Raw genomic sequence first — 14,766 nt, 5'->3', positions numbered from 1 at the left:
GTTACGGGCGCGGGGCTGTCCAGAGGGTTTTGGCAGAAAAATGCATCGTCGCGCAGATCATTGTGGGCGGTGTTTCGGATCGTCCAAATCTTCGGGGTTTTCGTCGTCGATGGCTTGCGCCGGGATGGCGTAACTGCCCGTAAGCCATTTGCCCAGATCAACATCTGCGCAGCGGCGTGAGCAGAAGGGTTTGTATTTCTCATCCGCTTTGCGGTTGCAGATTGGGCAGTTCATGCCAGCAACTCTGCCAGTGGCAAGCGGTCGCGCTTGCGGGTCATCTCATACAGGCCCAGCGTGGTCCAACCGGCCAGATTGACCTCTGACTCGGTCTTGAACGCGGCGCGGATCACCTGATCGAGGATGGCGCGGTCTTTCTTTGGCATCGGGGCGAAGTCGATCACGACCTGACCGCCCAAACCGCGCAGCCGCAACTGGCGCGGCAGTTCGCGGGCGGCGGCGATGTTGACCTTCAGCGCGGCACCGGGCGAGGTATCGTTGCCGGTGTTGACATCGACGGCAAGCAGGGCACGTGTCGGTTCGATCATCATATGGCCTTGGCCGAGACCCACGCGCGGGGTCAGCAGGGCGTCGATCATCTCGAGCACGTCATGATCGGCGAAACCGCCCTCGATCACTTCGTCCGGTTCAGGATCGGCCCAGTCGCGCCATGCGGTTTCGTGCGCGCCTGCACCCTCGACCAGCAGTTCGGCATTGCCCTGAACATCCGCCAGCACTGCCTGCGCCAGTTCGCGCATCGCGATGATATCTTCGGCGATCTCGTCATCATTGGCGCCCGCGCAAGCCGAGCGCAAGATCAGGCCGAGGGTTTCATCGGCGCCCTGCATCGCGGCTTTTGCCAGCGACTCAAGCTGATCGCGCAGGGCTTCGTCTTTCAGGCGGCGCGAGATGTTCAGGCCGGGGGCATCGGGGGTGACGATGGCGTAGCGCGATTTGAACAGCAGGCGCGTCGTCACCGGATAGGCTTTGCCCGCCTCGGCGGGGCCGGTGATCTGCACCAGCAGGCGCTGGCCGGGGGCGATGCCTGCAGTCTGGCGCAAAAAGCCCGAGCCTTCGGGGAGTTTCACGAACAGCCCACCCTGGCCCTTCATCGGGCGGTCGGCGACGGCGCGGTAGATGGCACCGGGAAGGGGGGCATCGGTGATCGGGTCGATCGCCAGATCCTGCAACTGGCCGTCCACCACCAAGGCGGCGGCGGGGCGGTCTTTCAGGGTGTCGAGCAGAACAGTGCGGGTCATGGGCGGTTCCAGACGGGATAGCCTGCGGCGGCAAGCAGGGCGGCGGTTTCGGCCAAGGGCAGGCCGACGATGCCGGTGAAGCTGCCGGAAATCCACGGGATGAACGCGCCTGCGGCACCCTGGATCGCGTAGGCTCCGGCCTTGCCTTCCCATTCGCCACTGGCGAGGTAGCTGTTGAGTTCGGCGTCAGACATTCGCTTCATCTTGACGGCCGAGACGCTCTCACGGCTCCAGATTTTGTCGCCGCGTTTCACCGCGATGGCGGTGATCACTTGGTGACGGCGGCCGCCGAGATCGGTCAGAAACCGCGCGGCCTCGCCCGCGTCGGCGGGTTTGCCGAGGATTCGGCGGCCAAGCGCGACGGTGGTGTCGGCGGTCAGAATGATATCATCGGGATCGGCCGGGATGGCCGCGGCCTTTTCCCGCGCAAGGCGCGCGCAATAGGGGCGGGGCAATTCGCCCTTCACCGGGTCTTCGTTGATGTCGGGGGGGAGGATGGCGTCTGGGGTGATGCCAAGCTGCGCCAGAAGTTCCTTCCGGCGCGGGCTGCCTGATCCGAGGATAAGTTTCATCAGAGGTTCCCGCGCTTTTGGGCCCGAAAACCGGTGCCCACTTTTCGGAAAGCGCTCAATTTACTTGAAGCGGTAGTTGATGCGGCCCTTCGACAGATCGTAGGGGGTCATTTCGACCTGCACCTTGTCACCTGCCAGAACACGGATGCGGTTCTTGCGCATCTTGCCTGCCATCACCGCGATCAATTCATGGCCGTTGTCGAGTTCAACCTTGAATGTCGCGTTGGGCAGGAGTTCCTTCACGACACCGGGGAATTCGAGGATATCTTCCTTGGCCATGGTCTCTCCAATAGGGTTCAGCCCGCGGGAACCGCAGGCATCGGCGCGGATATGCGCCTGTTGGGCCGGATTTTCAAGCGGAAAATCGGGGGCAGTTTGGTCGGTTTGGATGTTCGTGGCGGCTTGCGCCTTCACGGGCGAATGTCTTCCCATCTGGGAATGACTTGTGTGTTGCGGCCTGTTTTATGGGGTTAGGCACAACATGTTGTGTCTGGTTGCAAAAGTGCCCGGGTTTGCTTTGATTTAGTGCAACGGCTGTCAGATCAATCGCCGATCATTTTCATGCACCGGGTTGGCGCTGGACCTGAAGTTTTTGCGCAGAGGATGACCGTTGGTGGGCCATGGACATGGGGGCTACTTCTGGAAACTTGGAAGGATCGTCAGCCGTGTTCAGAGCTGTTTCACGATTGCGACGGTTTGCGCGGCGCGGTCGGCTTGTTCGGGCCAGTGTTGGTGATTGAACACCGAACCTGTCGCGCGAACGGTTTCAACGGCGGAAAGCTCGATTTCGGCAATCGCCCAGCCGGGTTGGTTCAGCGCGGTTTCGGCCAAAATTCCGGTCTCGGGGAAGCCTTTGTCGGGCGGGCCATAGATGGCGGCAGCACCGACGTTTTCATCGACGGCGGGGCAGAAATCGCACAGGCCAACGGTGGGCGCGTGGACGACGACGCATTGGCCCTCCAGCGCGCGGGCCATCGCGCCGACCTTGACGCGGGTGTATCCGGCGAGGGTGTCGGTGCAGGAGGGCACGAGGATGATCTGCGCGCCCGCCTCGATCAGGCTGCGGGCGAGCAGGGGAAACTCGCTGTCATAGCAGATCAGCACGCCGATCTTGCCCAATGGCGTGTCGAACAGTTGCAAGGGGTTGCCTGCGACCACGTCCCAAGTTTCACGCTCAAAACGGGTCATCATCTGTTTGTCTTGATGGCCGATGATGCCTTGGGGGCCGTAGAAGGTGGCGCGGTTGGTGGGGCGTTGGTTGCCGAAATAGGGGGCTGACGCGCCGAGGATATAGATATTGTGCCGGGCCGCGAGTTGGCAGAGCAGGGCATCGACCGCAGGGCCGTGGCGGGCGACCTCGTGCAGCGCGGCTTCCAGATCTTCGGAGACTGCGCGCGGGGCAAGGGAGGCCAGCTCCATGCTGCCGTATTCCGGGAACACCAGAAGCTGCGCGCCCAGTGCCACGGCATCTTCGACCCAGATGGTCAGCTTGTTGGCATACTCCGCGAAATCGACGAGGTTGGAGAGCGGGTAGGCGGCGGCTGCGAGGATCATGTGGGGGCCTTGGGGTGTGAGGGCTTTGCGCATTATGGCAGGATGTGCTGCGGTTGAAAGACTGGACCGAACCGAAAACAAACTCTGCGGGGCAGAGTTTGTCGGTTCGTTGCGCATAAGGCTGAAAGCCGTTGCGCAAGGGGCGTTGAGCCACAAGCCGAGATTTGTCACGGGACAAATCGGGCAAGTGGGAAGCGTCCGTTAGAGCTTGCGCATCCAGAATTGCAGGGGCTTTACGGTTTCCTCAGTGTCGCCCAGATCTTTCCACGAAAATTCTGCCAGCACACCGGGCAGCGGTTGATAGCCGCGACCCTGCCAGAAGGCATCGTTGCTGCGGGCATGGGCGGGCTTGGCGGGGTGGTTTTCGGGGCGTTTGACCGAGCAGAACGCGACATAGGCGCGGTGATGGGCGCGGGCGTGATCCTCGCGCAGGTCAATGAAGCGGTGGCCCAGACCGATGCCGCGATATTCCGGCAGCAGCACGGATTCGGCGCCGTAGAGGATATTGCTGAGGGGGATGTTCAGCGCGCGGAAGGGGGCGGAAAACGCCTCGGCGTGATCCTCCATCAGGGTCGAGGTTGAGGCGCCGACCAAGCGGCCCTGATGAAACGCGCCAACCAGCAGCGCGCCGGGATTGTCGCGGTAGGTTTTGAGATAGGCGCGCTCATACTCGAGGTTTCCGTCGTAAAGATATGGCCAGTCACGAAAAACCGCGATGCGCAGGGCGGCGACGCCATCAAGGGCAGCTTCCAGCGCGGGGCCGGTCAGGGCGCGGACTTCAACCTCGGATGGATTCATTTCGAGACCTGAGCGATCCAGTCGTTAAGATTGTAGAAGGTGGTGATGCGGCTGATCTTGCCATCTTTCAGATCAAAGAACGATCCGGCGGGCAGGATGTATGTTTGGCCATGCGCCTCGGGCAGGCCGGGATCGGTTTTCAGATATTCACCATGCACCACAAATTCGGCGGCGGCACGGGTGCCGGTGTCGTTGACGAAAATCTCGATGTCGCGCAACTGCTCGCGGTAGGACACGCCCATGTGGGCGCAGAATTCGGCAAATTTGGCGGTGCCGCGGCGGATGCCGCCCTCGTTGACGCGGTGTTCGATGTCATCGGTGACGCAGGCCAACATGCCTGCCGGATTTTCGGCATTGAAGGCGGCGTAATAGGCGGCGACGGTGGAGCGGGCGGTATTGGTCATGCGAGCCTCATGCAGAATTTGGGCTGCATGGTGGCACGCGGGGGCGGCATGGTCCAGACCGGGATCGGCAGGTTGCGGGCGGTTTGCGACAGCGCTGGGGGCGCTGTCGCAGGCGATTTCAGAGCGCCGCCTTGATCGTGTCGGCGATCGGCGTGGTGGGGCGACCGATCAGCTTGGACAGGGTGCGGCTTTCATCCAGCAGCGACCCGCGCGATGCGGTATCGTCGCTGTCGGCAAGAACGGCCGCGAAGGCTTCGGGCAGACCAAAGCTTTGCAGGATGCCCGCGTAGGTGTCTTTCGGCAGGTTGTTGTAGGGGATGGCTTTGCCAGTTTGCTTCGAGACCTCTGCGGCAAAGTCGGCCATGCTGTGCGGGATATCGCCCGCCAGTTCATAGACCTTGCCCGCATGGGCGTCGTCCAGCGCCGTCACCGCGATGGCTTCGGCGTAATCGGCACGGGCGGCGGATGCGATAAGGCCTGTGCCCGAGGCACCAATCAGCGCGCCATGTTCGACCGAGGCTTTCAGGCTGCCGGTGTAATTCTCGGTATACCAGCCGTTGCGCAGGATGGTGGCGGGGATGCCCGAGGCTTTCAGGGCGGCCTCAGTCGCGATGTGATCCTGCGCCAGGATCATCGGCGAGGCATCGCCCTTCAGGACCGAGGTGTAGATGATCCGCTTGACGCCAGCGCTGCGGGCCGCGTCGATCACGGCGCGGTGTTGTCCGGCGCGGTCGTTGAAATCGTTGGACGAAATCAGCACCAGCATATCCACGCCTTGCAGTGCGGGGGCCAGGGTTGCGGGCTTGGTGTAGTCAAAGGCGCGGGCCGGGGTGCCGTTGATCTTGGCCGGATCGCGCACGAGGGCGACCACATCGGCCTGCGGCGCGCGGGCTTTCAGGGCGGCAAGAGCCAGTTGGCCGAGGGCGCCCGAGGCGCCGGTGATGGCGATGGTCATGGTGTTCTCCGTTGGTTGATGGTGCAGAGATACGCCTTTACTTACGAAAGGGAAGTACATACATTTTTGTTAGTATCAGATTTTTGCCGCAAGGGGCGCAGGATGAACGCAGAGATCGGGTTTCCGCCGAATGTGCTGGCGGCGGAATGTCCGTCGCGGGCGGTGTTGAAGCATTTGACAAGCCAGTGGGGGGTGTTGGTGATGCTGGCCTTGCAGGACGGCACGCTGCGGTTTTCGGCGCTGCGGCGGAGGGTTGGTGGCGTGTCAGAGCGGATGCTGGCGCAAACCTTGCAGGTGCTTGAAGGGGATGGGCTGGTGCGGCGGGTGGCGCATCCGGTGGTGCCGCCGCATGTCGAGTATTCGCTGACAGGGCTTGGCGTAGAGGCCGCGGCGCGGGTGGCGGCTTTGACCGGGTGGATTGAGGCTAATCTCGATCAGATTCTGGCGGCGCGGGTTGAGGCGTAGAATTGGGGGTTTCACACCCCCCGCTCCGAAGTTTCTTCGCTCCTTCGGAGCAAACTTCTTCGCACCCGCGTTGGATATTTGAGCAGAGAGGATGACAATTTTAGGTAAATTTGAAGGGTTTACCCCTCGGTGGGCGGGCCGAAGCGGTCGAGCATCCGGGTTTTGATCTGATCACGGGCTTGGCGGTAGGCGGACAGCTTGGCGTCGCGGCCTTCGCCCAAGGCGGTGGGGTCGATGATTGGCCAATATTCGACCTCGAGGTGATAGGATTTCGTCAGATCAAGCGCTGCGTGCTGGCTGGCTGAGGACAGCGCGATGATCAGATCGAACTGGCCCAGATCATCGCCCAAGCCTTGCATTTCATCAAACGAGCGGGCGCGGTGGCGCGACAACTCGATGCCCAGTTCGGCGCAGACGGCAATGGAGAAGCCGTCAATCTCCATATCATTCTTCACGCCCGCCGATTGCACATAGGCGCGCTGGCCGTAGAACTTTTTCATCATCGCCTCGGCCATTGGCGAGCGGACGGCATTGTGATCGCAGCAGAACAGCACGGCTTGCGGAAATGCCATCATCAACCCCAATGCAAGACGCAGATCAGGGTGAACAGACGCCGCGCTGTGTCGATGTCCACCGCAGCCTTGCCTTCCAGCCGTTCCTGCAACACCCGCGCGCCTTCGTTGTGGATGCCGCGACGGGCCATGTCGATGGCCTCGATCTGGCTGGGCGGCAGCCGTTTCACCGCGTCAAAATACGACTCGCAAATCTGGAAGTAATCCTTCACCACCTGCCGGAAAGGCCCCAGCGAAAGATGAAATTCGCCCAGCTTTTCCGAGGCTTCGCTGGCAATGTCGAACACCAGCCGCCCCTCGCGGATCGCGAGGCCCAGACGATACGGCCCCGGCACCGCAGCGCGGCCCTCGCGCTGCGGCAAGGCAAAGGAATTATCCTCGAGCAGATCAAAGATCGCGACGTTGCGTTCCTGCTCGATGGTCGGGGTGACGCGGGCAAGACCTTTTTCGTCGATATCAATGGCACAGATGCGGTTGCTCATGCGGCCCCCCCGTTCAGACGATCCAGCCGCGCGCGCACCGAAAGGCCATGCGCTTGCAGGCTTTCCGAGATCGCCAGCCGTTCAGCCGCAGGGCCGATCTGCGCCAGCGCTGCCGGGGTCATTTTGGCCAAAGTGGTCCGCTTGACAAAATCCATCACACTCAATCCCGAAGAAAACCGTGCCGAGCGCGCGGTGGGCAACACATGGTTCGGCCCGCCAACGTAATCGCCAATCGCTTCCGGTGTCCATGCCCCAAGGAAGATCGCGCCGGCATGGGTGATCTGGCGCGACAGGCCCTCGGGGTCGGCGGTGCAGAGTTCTAGATGTTCTGGGGCGACACGGTTGGAAAGCGCTGCGGCTTCGGCCAGATTGCGGGTGATGATCACCGCGCCGTTGTCGCGCCACGACGCGCCCGCGATGTCGCGGCGTTGCAGGGTGGCGAGACGTTTTTCCACCGCCACCGCCACTGCTTCACCGAAGCGCGCATCATCGGTGATCAGGATGGACTGCGCCGAGGCGTCATGCTCGGCCTGGCTGAGCAGATCAAGTGCGATCCAGTCGGGATCGTTGTCGCGATCGGCGATCACCAGAATTTCCGAAGGCCCTGCGATCATGTCGATTCCGACGCGGCCAAACACCCGGCGTTTGGCTGCCGCCACATAGGCATTGCCCGGCCCGGTGATTTTATCAACCGGCGCAATGGTTTCGGTGCCATAGGCAAGGGCTGCCACCGCTTGTGCGCCGCCGATGCGGTAGATCGTATCAACGCCTGCGATGCGCGCAGCTAACAGCACCAGGGGGTTGACCACGCCGTCGGGCGTCGGGCAGGTGATCACCAGACGCTGCACGCCAGCGACCTTGGCGGGGATGGCGTTCATCAGCACCGAGGACGGGTAAGACGCGGTGCCGCCCGGCACATAAAGCCCCGCTGCCGATACCGGCGTCCAGCGCCAGCCGAGTGTGGCGCCTGCGCCATCGGTCCAGCTTTCATCCTGCGGCATCTGACGGGTGTGGTAGGCACGGATGCGCTCGGCTGCGAGTTCGAGTGCGGCGCGGTCTTCGGGGGAGACCTTGGCGCATTCGGCCTCGATTTCCGCAGCGGTAAAGGCCAGTCTGTCTGCCGTCAGCGTCAGGCGGTCGAACTTGGCTGTCAGATCCAGCACCGCCTGATCGCCACGGCTGCGCACATCGGCGATGATCGCGGCGACGGCGGTGTCGACATCCTCGGCTTCCTCGCGCTTCATGCCCAGAAGGGTGGTGAAGCGGGCCTCGAAATCGGCGTCACGGGTGGACAAAAAGCTGGGCATGGCGGGCTCCGGGAATTGCTGCGCTTGCATAGCGGTTGGCTGGCCTTGCCGCAACAGGGGCGTTGCCCCTCGCGCATGCGCGCTCACCCCAGAGTATTTCTGCCAAGATGAAGCGCGGGGTTGGCTTCATCTTGGCAAAAATACTCCCGCCGGAGGCATCAGCGCGGTAGCGCTGAAGCTTTTGTTGTGGCGCGCAAGATGGCAGCATTAGCCGCCGAAATGCGAAAACCGATAGGGCGAGGTGCCGTATTTCTTGCGGAAGCTTTTCGAGAAATGCGAGGTCGAGGCATAGCCGCAGGCCACCGCGACCTCTGTCACCTTCATATCGGTTTCCGCCAGCAATGACCGCCCGCGCGCCAGCCGCAGATCATTCATGTAGCGGACGGGGGTGATGTTGAGATAGCGGTTGAACAGCCGCTCGATCTGGCGGCGCGACAGCGACAGGTGTTCGGCGCAGGCATCAAGGTCGAAGTCTTCCTCGATATGCGCCTCCATGAAGGCGGCGGCTTGCAGCAATTTGTCATGCCGGGTGCCAAGGCGGGCGGCGAGTGAGGTGGTTTGCAGATCTTCTTCCTGCCTGCGCTGTGTCAAGAGGCACATGTTCATCACCTCTTGGCCCAAGGTGGCGCCGAAGCGGTCGTTGATCAGTTTCAGCATCAGATCGGCGGCGGCGACACCGCCTGCGCAGGTCATCACCCGGTCGTCGATGCAGAACACCTGGCGGGCGGGTTGCAGATCTGGGTGGTTTTCGGCGAAGGCGTCGATATTGTCCCAATGCATGGTAAAGCGGTGGCCCTTCAGAATGCCTGCCTGTGCCAGCGCATAGGCCCCGGTGCACAGCCCGCCCACCACGCGGCCGCGCCGCCACAGGCTGCGCAGCCAGTCGCCCAAAGCGGCCGAGGCCTTGCCCTCGGGTTCCACGCCAGAGCAGACCAGCACCAGACCTTCGGGCTTGGCGGTGGCCCATGCGCCATCGACCATCACTGGCACGCCGTTCGAGCAAGCCACAGGCGCGCCATCCTCTGACAGAACCTGCCAGCGGAACAGCACCTGCTGCGCCAGTTGGTTGGCCATCCGCAGCGGCTCAATGGCGGATGAAAATGCCAGCATGGTGAATTTCGGCAGCAGCACGAAGGCCACATCCAGCGGCTCCAGCCCGGCGGGCAGTGTCACATGCGCCGAGCCTTTGGCGACGAATTTGGCAATGTCGTTCATCGCGTCTCCTTTACAGTGATCCTAGCAGAGCTGGTGGGCGAACGCATCTGATTATGGTGCCGGCTGATTGTGGTGGAGGTGGTCGAAGCACATAATCTCGGTAAAATCTATAGAGATTAAAAGTTTCGTTGACGAATGCCAATTTCCTGCCAAACAAGGCGCATGCAGTGGGGAGATTCTCTGAAATGGCATTTGCGGATATAAATCTTCTCTATTCGCTGTCGGGGCTCGTGGTCGGCATGATCGTGGGCTTTACCGGGGTTGGCGGCGGATCGCTGATGACGCCGCTGCTGGTGCTGTTGTTTGGTGTGCATCCGGCGACGGCGGTGGGCACCGATCTGCTCTATGCGGCGGCCACCAAATCGGTGGGGGCTGCGATTCACAACAAGGCCAAATCGGTGGATTGGCGGATCGTGCGGCGCTTGGCCATGGGTTCGGTTCCGGCGACCTTTGTCACATTCGCGGTGATGCACCATTACGATCTGCACGCCAGCAAGGGCGGGCTTTTGGCGGTGATGCTGGGGGTGGTGTTGCTCGCGACCTCGGCCACCTTGTTGTTTCGCAACCAGATTGTCGAGTTTTTCAGCCGATTTGCCAGCACCAATGAAACCCGCGTCGCGGCGCAAACCATTGTGACCGGGGTGGTGCTGGGCGCGCTTGTCACCACGACTTCGGTGGGGGCGGGGGCGATTGGGGTGACGGCGCTGTTGATCATCTATCCGCGCCTGCCCGTGCTGCGGATTGTCGGGTCTGACATTGCCCATGCGGTGCCGCTGACGCTGATTTCGGGGCTTGGGCATTGGTGGTTTGGCGATGTCGATTTTGCCATGTTGATCTCGCTGCTGATCGGCTCGATCCCGGGCATTGCGCTGGGCAGCAGTCTGGCCCCGCGTCTGCCGGAAAAGGCGCTGCGGGTGTTTTTGGCGGTGGTGCTGGTGCTGGTCAGTTTGAAGCTGATTTTCAGCTAACGGGCTGAAATAAAATCCTGACCGTGATTCATAGACGCCCCGCCGCCCCGGACCTGATCCGGGGGCCCAAGGTCTGACCGGAGGCCCCGGATCAAGTCCGGGGCGGCGTGGTTTCAGGTGCGGATGCCGGCGAAGCGTTGTTGCCAGTCGGCGCGCTCTTCGTCGGTGATCTTGCGGAACAGGTTTTCCGGCACGGTGAAGGCGTGGCCTGCGGGCAGGGTCGCCATCGCGGCCGCCACATCATCCGGCCATGTCCAATCATCCGAGCCCATCGCCGTCATCATCGCGGCTGCCGCGTCGGGGATGAACGGGGCCGACAGGATCGCATAGACCCGGATCAGGTTCAGGCTGAGGCGGATCATGGCTTGCGCGCGCTCGGGGTCGGTTTTGACCACCGACCAAGGGGCCGCCGATTGCAGATATTCGTTGCCGATCACCCAGATTGCGCGCAACTCGGCGCTGGCCTTGCGCACCTCCATCGCGGCCATGCAGGCGGCGTAATCCTTGATGCGGGTGGAGAGTTCTTCGATCAGACGCTCTTCCTGCTCGCCAAAGCTGCCGGCGCTGGGCACTTCGTTGCCAAACTTCGACACGCAGAATTTGGTGACGCGAGAGACGAAATTGCCCAGGACATCGGCGAGATCCTTGTTCACCGATACTTGGAAATTCTCCCACGTAAACTCGCTGTCCGCCGATTCCGGGGCGTGCGACAGCAGCCACCAGCGCCAGTAATCCGACGGCAGGATCGACAAAGCCTGATCCATGAACACACCGCGCCCGCGCGAGGTGCTGAACTGGCCGCCATCATAATTCAGGTAATTGAACGACTTGAGGTAATCGACCAGCTTCCACGGCTCGCCCGAACCCAGAATGGTCGCGGGGAAGGAAAGCGTATGGAAGGGCACGTTGTCTTTGCCCATGAACTGATAATAGGTCACGTCGTGCGCGCCCATATCGGTTCGCCACCAGCGCTGCCACGCCTCATCGCCCAAGCCTTGCGCATCGGCCCATTCGGCGGTGCAGGCGATGTATTCGATGGGGGCGTCGAACCAGACGTAGAAGACTTTGCCTTCCATGCCGGGCCAGATCTGATCGCCCTTTTTCACCGGGATGCCCCAGTGCAGATCGCGGGTGATGCCGCGATCTTGCAAGCCGTCGCCATCGTTCAGCCATTTCTTCGCAATCGAAGTGGTCAGGATCGGCCAGTCTTTCTTGCTGTCGATCCAAGCCTCGAGCTTGTCGCGCAAAGAGCGTTGGCGCAGATACAGGTGCTTGGTGCTGCGCACTTCCAGATTGGTCGAGCCGGAAATCGTCGAGCGCGGGTTGATCAGATCGGTCGGATCCAACTGCTTGGTGCAGTTGTCGCATTGATCGCCGCGCGCGGATTCGTAGCCACAGTTCGGGCAGGTGCCTTCGATATAGCGGTCGGGCAGAAAGCGGTGGTCGTCGATCGAATAGACCTGCTGTTCCTCGACCTCGCGGATCAGGCCAGCATCGGCCAGTTTCCCCGCAAAATGCTGGGTCAGCGCGTGGTTGCGCTGGCTGGACGAGCGGCCAAAGTGATCGAACGACAACCGGAAGCCCTGCGCGATCTCGGCCTGAACCTTGTGCATTTCGGCGCAATATTCGGCGACGGGCTTGCCCGCCTTGGCGGCGGCGAGTTCGGCGGGGGTGCCGTGTTCGTCGGTGGCGCAGATGAACATCACCTCATGCCCGCGGGCGCGGTTGTAGCGCGCGAACAGATCGGCGGGCAGTTGGCTGCCGACCAGATTGCCGAGGTGTTTGATGCCATTGATATAAGGAATGGCCGAGGTGATCAGAATCCGTGCCAAGCTGTGCCCTTTCCGTCCGTTGCGCTTCGTTTAACGTATGGCGCAGGCAAGGGCTAGACGCGGATTATGAGCCTTTTGTGATGCGGCGCAGCGTGCCGTCGTGTTTCAGGCCGCGTAAGCTGGCCCCGGCGATATGAGCCAGCAACAGCGCCATCAGCAGTTTGGTCAGGATGCCGTGGATGGCAAAGCCTGCGTTTTCAAGGGATTCCGAGGTGTGCGTGATAGCGGGCAGGGTGATCTGGCCAAAGATCACCACATCAAGGCCAGTGGCAGAACTGGCGATCCAGCCTGACAGGGGGATGGCCAGCATCAGCAGGTAAAGCGCGACATGCACGGCGCGGGCGGCGCGGTTGGCCCATTGGTTTGGCGGGCCGATGGGGGCGGGGGTCGGGCTGATGCGGTGCCAGATCAGCCGGATCAGCGCGAGCGTAAGCGCGCAGAGCCCCAGCGTTTTGTGCAGGCCATAGAGCCAAAGCGTTGAAAGATCGGGCTGTATGCGCACCAGCACCGTGCCAAGCACCAGCAGGGTGAGGATCAGCGCCGCCATCAGCCAATGCAGCAGCCGTGTGGTCAGGCCAAAGCGGGTGGGGGTGTTGCGCCACATCTTTGCCGCCCTTGGTCTATTCGGCCCGCGCGATACGGGCGAGAATATCCAGCCGCACCTGATCGCCGACCATATCCGACCAACCCACCGCGCCGAAATCGGAACGGTTGACGGCCCCGGTCAGCCGGATCGTCAGATGGCTGAGATCGCCCGCCTCGGTGCCCTTCTGCCGCCAGATCATCGCCTGCATCACCATCGGCTTGGTGACGCCGCGAATGGTGACATTGCCCGCAACCTCGGCCCCGTCGCCTTTGGCTTTGACGGATGAGCTTTCAAAGCTGATCTGCGGGAAGTCCTTGGAATCCAGCACTTTCGGCCCTTTCATCGCCTGTGCTGCAAAGGGAAACGAGGCGTCGGCATGGGCGGCGTCCAGCGTGACTGAGACATGACTGGCGCTGACATCGTTGAAATCCAGCGTCAGATCGGCGCGGGTGATCGGCATCTGGCCGCTGATCTTGTCGCTGCCGAAATCGGTCTCAAACCCCACAACCGACGCTTCGGGTTGCAAGGTATAGTTTGAGGGAGCAGCCCAGACGGGCCCGGCGCAAAGGGTCAGCAGCATCAGCAGACGGCGCATGGAAATCTCCTTATCCTGCCGCAGTGTAACACCAAAGTGTGCGAAACCGTGCACATTCGTGTGAGACTGGACTTCAGTCTGAACCGCTTGGCCGCGGGGGCTTTCCTTGTCCGGGCGCGCCGCCTAGTCTGGGCAAAACAGGAGGGCGCGATGCGGCAGGTGCGATTGGGGCAGACCGGGTTTTCGGTCTCGGCGATAAGCTTGGGCACGATGACCTGGGGCAGCCAGAATTCAGAGGCCGAGGGCCATGCCCAGATGGATATGGCGCGCGCGCAGGGCGTGAATTTCTGGGACACCGCCGAGATGTATCCGGTCAATCCGGTGCGCGCCGAGACGGTGGGGCGGACTGAGGAGATCATCGGCACATGGCTTGCTGCACGGGGCGGGCGTGATCAGCTTGTGCTGGCCACCAAGGTCACGGGTGAGGGGCAGGACGCCGTGCGCGGTGGAGCGCCGCTGACAGGGGCGGTGATGCGGGCGGCGGTGGAGGATTCTCTGCGCAGGATGCAAACGGATTATATCGACCTTTATCAACTGCACTGGCCCAACCGCGCCGCCTATCACTTTCGCGACATTTGGCACTTTGACCCCAGCGGCGGGCGCAAGGCCAATATCGAAGCACATATGCTTGATATACTTCGCGTTTCTGCCGAATTGATTGCCGAAGGCAAGATACGCCATATTGCACTTTCCAATGAATCGGTCTGGGGGGCAGGACGCTGGCTTGCCTTGGCCGATCAGCATGGATTGCCGCGCATGGCGACGGTGCAGAACGAATATTCGCTGCTGTGTCGGCAGTTTGACAGTGACTGGGCCGAGCTTTCGGCGTTGGAAGATATGCCGTTGCTTGCGTTCTCGCCACTGGCGACGGGCTTGCTGACTGGCAAATATGCGGGCGATGTGATCCCCGAAGCCACGCGCCGCGCGCTGAACCCGACGCTGTCAGGGCGGATCACGCCGCAGGTGTTTCCGGCGGTGGCGGCCTATCTGGGCATCGCCGCGCGACATGGGTTGAACCCGGCGCAGATGGCGATTGCTTTCTGCATGACGCGGCCGTTTCCCTGCATTCCGATCATTGGGGCGACCAATCTTGATCAGTTGCAAACCGCGCTTGGTGCCGCAGATCTGGTGCTGGACGCCGAAGTTCTGGCTGAAATTGATGCCGCCCACCGCGCGCATCCGATGCCATACTGAGGGGCGGGCGC

At 62.1% G+C, this 14,766-nt stretch carries 18 protein-coding genes; 3 read left to right on the top strand and 15 right to left on the bottom strand.

What is annotated here, in order from left to right:
• Nucleotides 1-57: 57 nt before the first annotated feature.
• The 8 genes from ACFOGH_RS07035 to ACFOGH_RS07000 all read right to left on the bottom strand — a co-directional run bounded on the left by ACFOGH_RS07035 (nucleotide 58) and on the right by ACFOGH_RS07000 (nucleotide 5,539).
• Nucleotides 58-234 carry a DNA gyrase inhibitor YacG gene (locus ACFOGH_RS07035; RefSeq protein ID WP_380072359.1) on the bottom strand — a complete coding sequence of 59 codons (177 nt, stop codon included), beginning with the start codon at nucleotides 232-234 and terminating at the stop codon, nucleotides 58-60.
• Nucleotides 231-1,256, bottom strand: coding sequence for a ribonuclease E/G (locus ACFOGH_RS07030; protein WP_380072358.1), 1,026 nt, complete (start codon nucleotides 1,254-1,256; stop codon nucleotides 231-233). The genes ACFOGH_RS07035 and ACFOGH_RS07030 overlap by 4 nt, the downstream gene beginning before the upstream one ends.
• On the bottom strand, nucleotides 1,253-1,828 hold the full coding sequence (locus ACFOGH_RS07025; protein ID WP_380072357.1) for a Maf family protein: 576 nt from the start codon (nucleotides 1,826-1,828) through the stop codon (nucleotides 1,253-1,255). Before ACFOGH_RS07025 ends, ACFOGH_RS07030 begins: the two co-directional genes overlap by 4 nt.
• A gap of 60 nt (nucleotides 1,829-1,888) precedes the next feature.
• On the bottom strand, nucleotides 1,889-2,107 hold the full coding sequence (gene infA, locus ACFOGH_RS07020) for a translation initiation factor IF-1 (RefSeq protein WP_054005112.1): 219 nt from the start codon (nucleotides 2,105-2,107) through the stop codon (nucleotides 1,889-1,891).
• A gap of 390 nt (nucleotides 2,108-2,497) precedes the next feature.
• Nucleotides 2,498-3,382 (bottom strand): carbon-nitrogen hydrolase family protein, encoded by an 885-nt coding sequence (locus ACFOGH_RS07015; protein ID WP_380072356.1) that lies wholly within the window; start codon nucleotides 3,380-3,382, stop codon nucleotides 2,498-2,500.
• Between the two features lie 201 nt (nucleotides 3,383-3,583).
• A complete protein-coding gene (locus tag ACFOGH_RS07010) occupies nucleotides 3,584-4,180 on the bottom strand; it encodes a GNAT family N-acetyltransferase (protein ID WP_380072355.1) in 597 nt (198 codons plus the stop codon).
• Nucleotides 4,177-4,584, bottom strand: a complete 408-nt coding sequence (locus ACFOGH_RS07005) for a ketosteroid isomerase-related protein (RefSeq protein WP_380072354.1) — start codon at nucleotides 4,582-4,584, stop codon at nucleotides 4,177-4,179. The genes ACFOGH_RS07010 and ACFOGH_RS07005 overlap by 4 nt, the downstream gene beginning before the upstream one ends.
• 118 nt (nucleotides 4,585-4,702) lie before the next feature.
• Nucleotides 4,703-5,539, bottom strand: a complete 837-nt coding sequence (locus tag ACFOGH_RS07000) for an SDR family oxidoreductase (RefSeq protein ID WP_380072353.1) — start codon at nucleotides 5,537-5,539, stop codon at nucleotides 4,703-4,705.
• Nucleotides 5,540-5,641: 102 nt separating this feature from the next.
• On the opposite strand from ACFOGH_RS07000, the gene ACFOGH_RS06995 reads away from it, so the two are divergent.
• On the top strand, nucleotides 5,642-6,004 hold the full coding sequence (locus ACFOGH_RS06995; protein ID WP_380072352.1) for a winged helix-turn-helix transcriptional regulator: 363 nt from the start codon (nucleotides 5,642-5,644) through the stop codon (nucleotides 6,002-6,004).
• A 119-nt stretch (nucleotides 6,005-6,123) separates the two neighbouring features.
• Here the strand turns inward: ACFOGH_RS06995 and ACFOGH_RS06990 are convergent, their stop codons facing one another.
• The 4 genes from ACFOGH_RS06990 to ACFOGH_RS06975 form a co-directional block, all read right to left on the bottom strand.
• Nucleotides 6,124-6,579, bottom strand: coding sequence for an arsenate-mycothiol transferase ArsC (locus ACFOGH_RS06990; protein WP_380072351.1), 456 nt, complete (start codon nucleotides 6,577-6,579; stop codon nucleotides 6,124-6,126).
• Nucleotides 6,579-7,058 (bottom strand): UPF0262 family protein, encoded by a 480-nt coding sequence (locus ACFOGH_RS06985; RefSeq protein WP_380072350.1) that lies wholly within the window; start codon nucleotides 7,056-7,058, stop codon nucleotides 6,579-6,581. Before ACFOGH_RS06985 ends, ACFOGH_RS06990 begins: the two co-directional genes overlap by 1 nt.
• Entirely contained in the window at nucleotides 7,055-8,365 is a 1,311-nt protein-coding gene (gene hisD / locus ACFOGH_RS06980) for a histidinol dehydrogenase (protein WP_380072349.1), read from the bottom strand. The genes ACFOGH_RS06985 and hisD overlap by 4 nt, the downstream gene beginning before the upstream one ends.
• A 207-nt stretch (nucleotides 8,366-8,572) precedes the next feature.
• Nucleotides 8,573-9,580, bottom strand: a complete 1,008-nt coding sequence (locus ACFOGH_RS06975) for a GlxA family transcriptional regulator (protein WP_380072348.1) — start codon at nucleotides 9,578-9,580, stop codon at nucleotides 8,573-8,575.
• Between the two features lie 185 nt (nucleotides 9,581-9,765).
• On the opposite strand from ACFOGH_RS06975, the gene ACFOGH_RS06970 reads away from it, so the two are divergent.
• A complete protein-coding gene (locus ACFOGH_RS06970) occupies nucleotides 9,766-10,548 on the top strand; it encodes a sulfite exporter TauE/SafE family protein (protein WP_380072347.1) in 783 nt (260 codons plus the stop codon).
• 113 nt (nucleotides 10,549-10,661) lie between these two features.
• Here ACFOGH_RS06970 and metG read toward each other — a convergent pair whose 3' ends face one another.
• The 3 genes from metG to ACFOGH_RS06955 all read right to left on the bottom strand — a co-directional run bounded on the left by metG (nucleotide 10,662) and on the right by ACFOGH_RS06955 (nucleotide 13,561).
• Nucleotides 10,662-12,380, bottom strand: coding sequence for a methionine--tRNA ligase (metG, locus tag ACFOGH_RS06965; protein WP_380072346.1), 1,719 nt, complete (start codon nucleotides 12,378-12,380; stop codon nucleotides 10,662-10,664).
• A 64-nt stretch (nucleotides 12,381-12,444) separates the two neighbouring features.
• A complete protein-coding gene (locus ACFOGH_RS06960) occupies nucleotides 12,445-12,984 on the bottom strand; it encodes a cytochrome b (RefSeq protein WP_380072345.1) in 540 nt (179 codons plus the stop codon).
• A gap of 16 nt (nucleotides 12,985-13,000) precedes the next feature.
• Entirely contained in the window at nucleotides 13,001-13,561 is a 561-nt protein-coding gene (locus ACFOGH_RS06955) for a YceI family protein (protein WP_380072344.1), read from the bottom strand.
• A 150-nt stretch (nucleotides 13,562-13,711) separates the two neighbouring features.
• Between ACFOGH_RS06955 and ACFOGH_RS06950 the strand changes: the two genes are divergently transcribed.
• Complete coding sequence (locus ACFOGH_RS06950; RefSeq protein WP_380072343.1) at nucleotides 13,712-14,755, top strand: aldo/keto reductase; 1,044 nt, start codon at nucleotides 13,712-13,714, stop codon at nucleotides 14,753-14,755.
• Nucleotides 14,756-14,766 lie beyond the last annotated feature (11 nt).

The sequence above is a fragment of the Cypionkella sinensis genome, from assembly GCF_042646385.1.
Lineage (GTDB): Bacteria > Pseudomonadota > Alphaproteobacteria > Rhodobacterales > Rhodobacteraceae > Cypionkella > Cypionkella sinensis.
Note: the sequence above shows the minus strand (reverse complement) of the source record. Positions and strands in the feature narration are given on the sequence as shown.

Bases quoted from the DNA above. Each gene is read 5' to 3' on its own strand.
- ACFOGH_RS07035 (WP_380072359.1), bottom strand. From the start codon at position 234: ATGAACTGCCCAATCTGCAACCGCAAAGCGGATGAGAAATACAAACCC.
- ACFOGH_RS07030 (WP_380072358.1), bottom strand. From the start codon at position 1,256: ATGACCCGCACTGTTCTGCTCGACACCCTGAAAGACCGCCCCGCCGCC.
- ACFOGH_RS07025 (WP_380072357.1), bottom strand. From the start codon at position 1,828: ATGAAACTTATCCTCGGATCAGGCAGCCCGCGCCGGAAGGAACTTCTG.
- infA (WP_054005112.1), bottom strand. From the start codon at position 2,107: ATGGCCAAGGAAGATATCCTCGAATTCCCCGGTGTCGTGAAGGAACTC.
- ACFOGH_RS07015 (WP_380072356.1), bottom strand. From the start codon at position 3,382: ATGATCCTCGCAGCCGCCGCCTACCCGCTCTCCAACCTCGTCGATTTC.
- ACFOGH_RS07010 (WP_380072355.1), bottom strand. From the start codon at position 4,180: ATGAATCCATCCGAGGTTGAAGTCCGCGCCCTGACCGGCCCCGCGCTG.
- ACFOGH_RS07005 (WP_380072354.1), bottom strand. From the start codon at position 4,584: ATGACCAATACCGCCCGCTCCACCGTCGCCGCCTATTACGCCGCCTTC.
- ACFOGH_RS07000 (WP_380072353.1), bottom strand. From the start codon at position 5,539: ATGACCATCGCCATCACCGGCGCCTCGGGCGCCCTCGGCCAACTGGCT.
- ACFOGH_RS06995 (WP_380072352.1), top strand. From the start codon at position 5,642: ATGAACGCAGAGATCGGGTTTCCGCCGAATGTGCTGGCGGCGGAATGT.
- ACFOGH_RS06990 (WP_380072351.1), bottom strand. From the start codon at position 6,579: ATGATGGCATTTCCGCAAGCCGTGCTGTTCTGCTGCGATCACAATGCC.
- ACFOGH_RS06985 (WP_380072350.1), bottom strand. From the start codon at position 7,058: ATGAGCAACCGCATCTGTGCCATTGATATCGACGAAAAAGGTCTTGCC.
- hisD (WP_380072349.1), bottom strand. From the start codon at position 8,365: ATGCCCAGCTTTTTGTCCACCCGTGACGCCGATTTCGAGGCCCGCTTC.
- ACFOGH_RS06975 (WP_380072348.1), bottom strand. From the start codon at position 9,580: ATGAACGACATTGCCAAATTCGTCGCCAAAGGCTCGGCGCATGTGACA.
- ACFOGH_RS06970 (WP_380072347.1), top strand. From the start codon at position 9,766: ATGGCATTTGCGGATATAAATCTTCTCTATTCGCTGTCGGGGCTCGTG.
- ACFOGH_RS06960 (WP_380072345.1), bottom strand. From the start codon at position 12,984: ATGTGGCGCAACACCCCCACCCGCTTTGGCCTGACCACACGGCTGCTG.
- ACFOGH_RS06955 (WP_380072344.1), bottom strand. From the start codon at position 13,561: ATGCGCCGTCTGCTGATGCTGCTGACCCTTTGCGCCGGGCCCGTCTGG.
- ACFOGH_RS06950 (WP_380072343.1), top strand. From the start codon at position 13,712: ATGCGGCAGGTGCGATTGGGGCAGACCGGGTTTTCGGTCTCGGCGATA.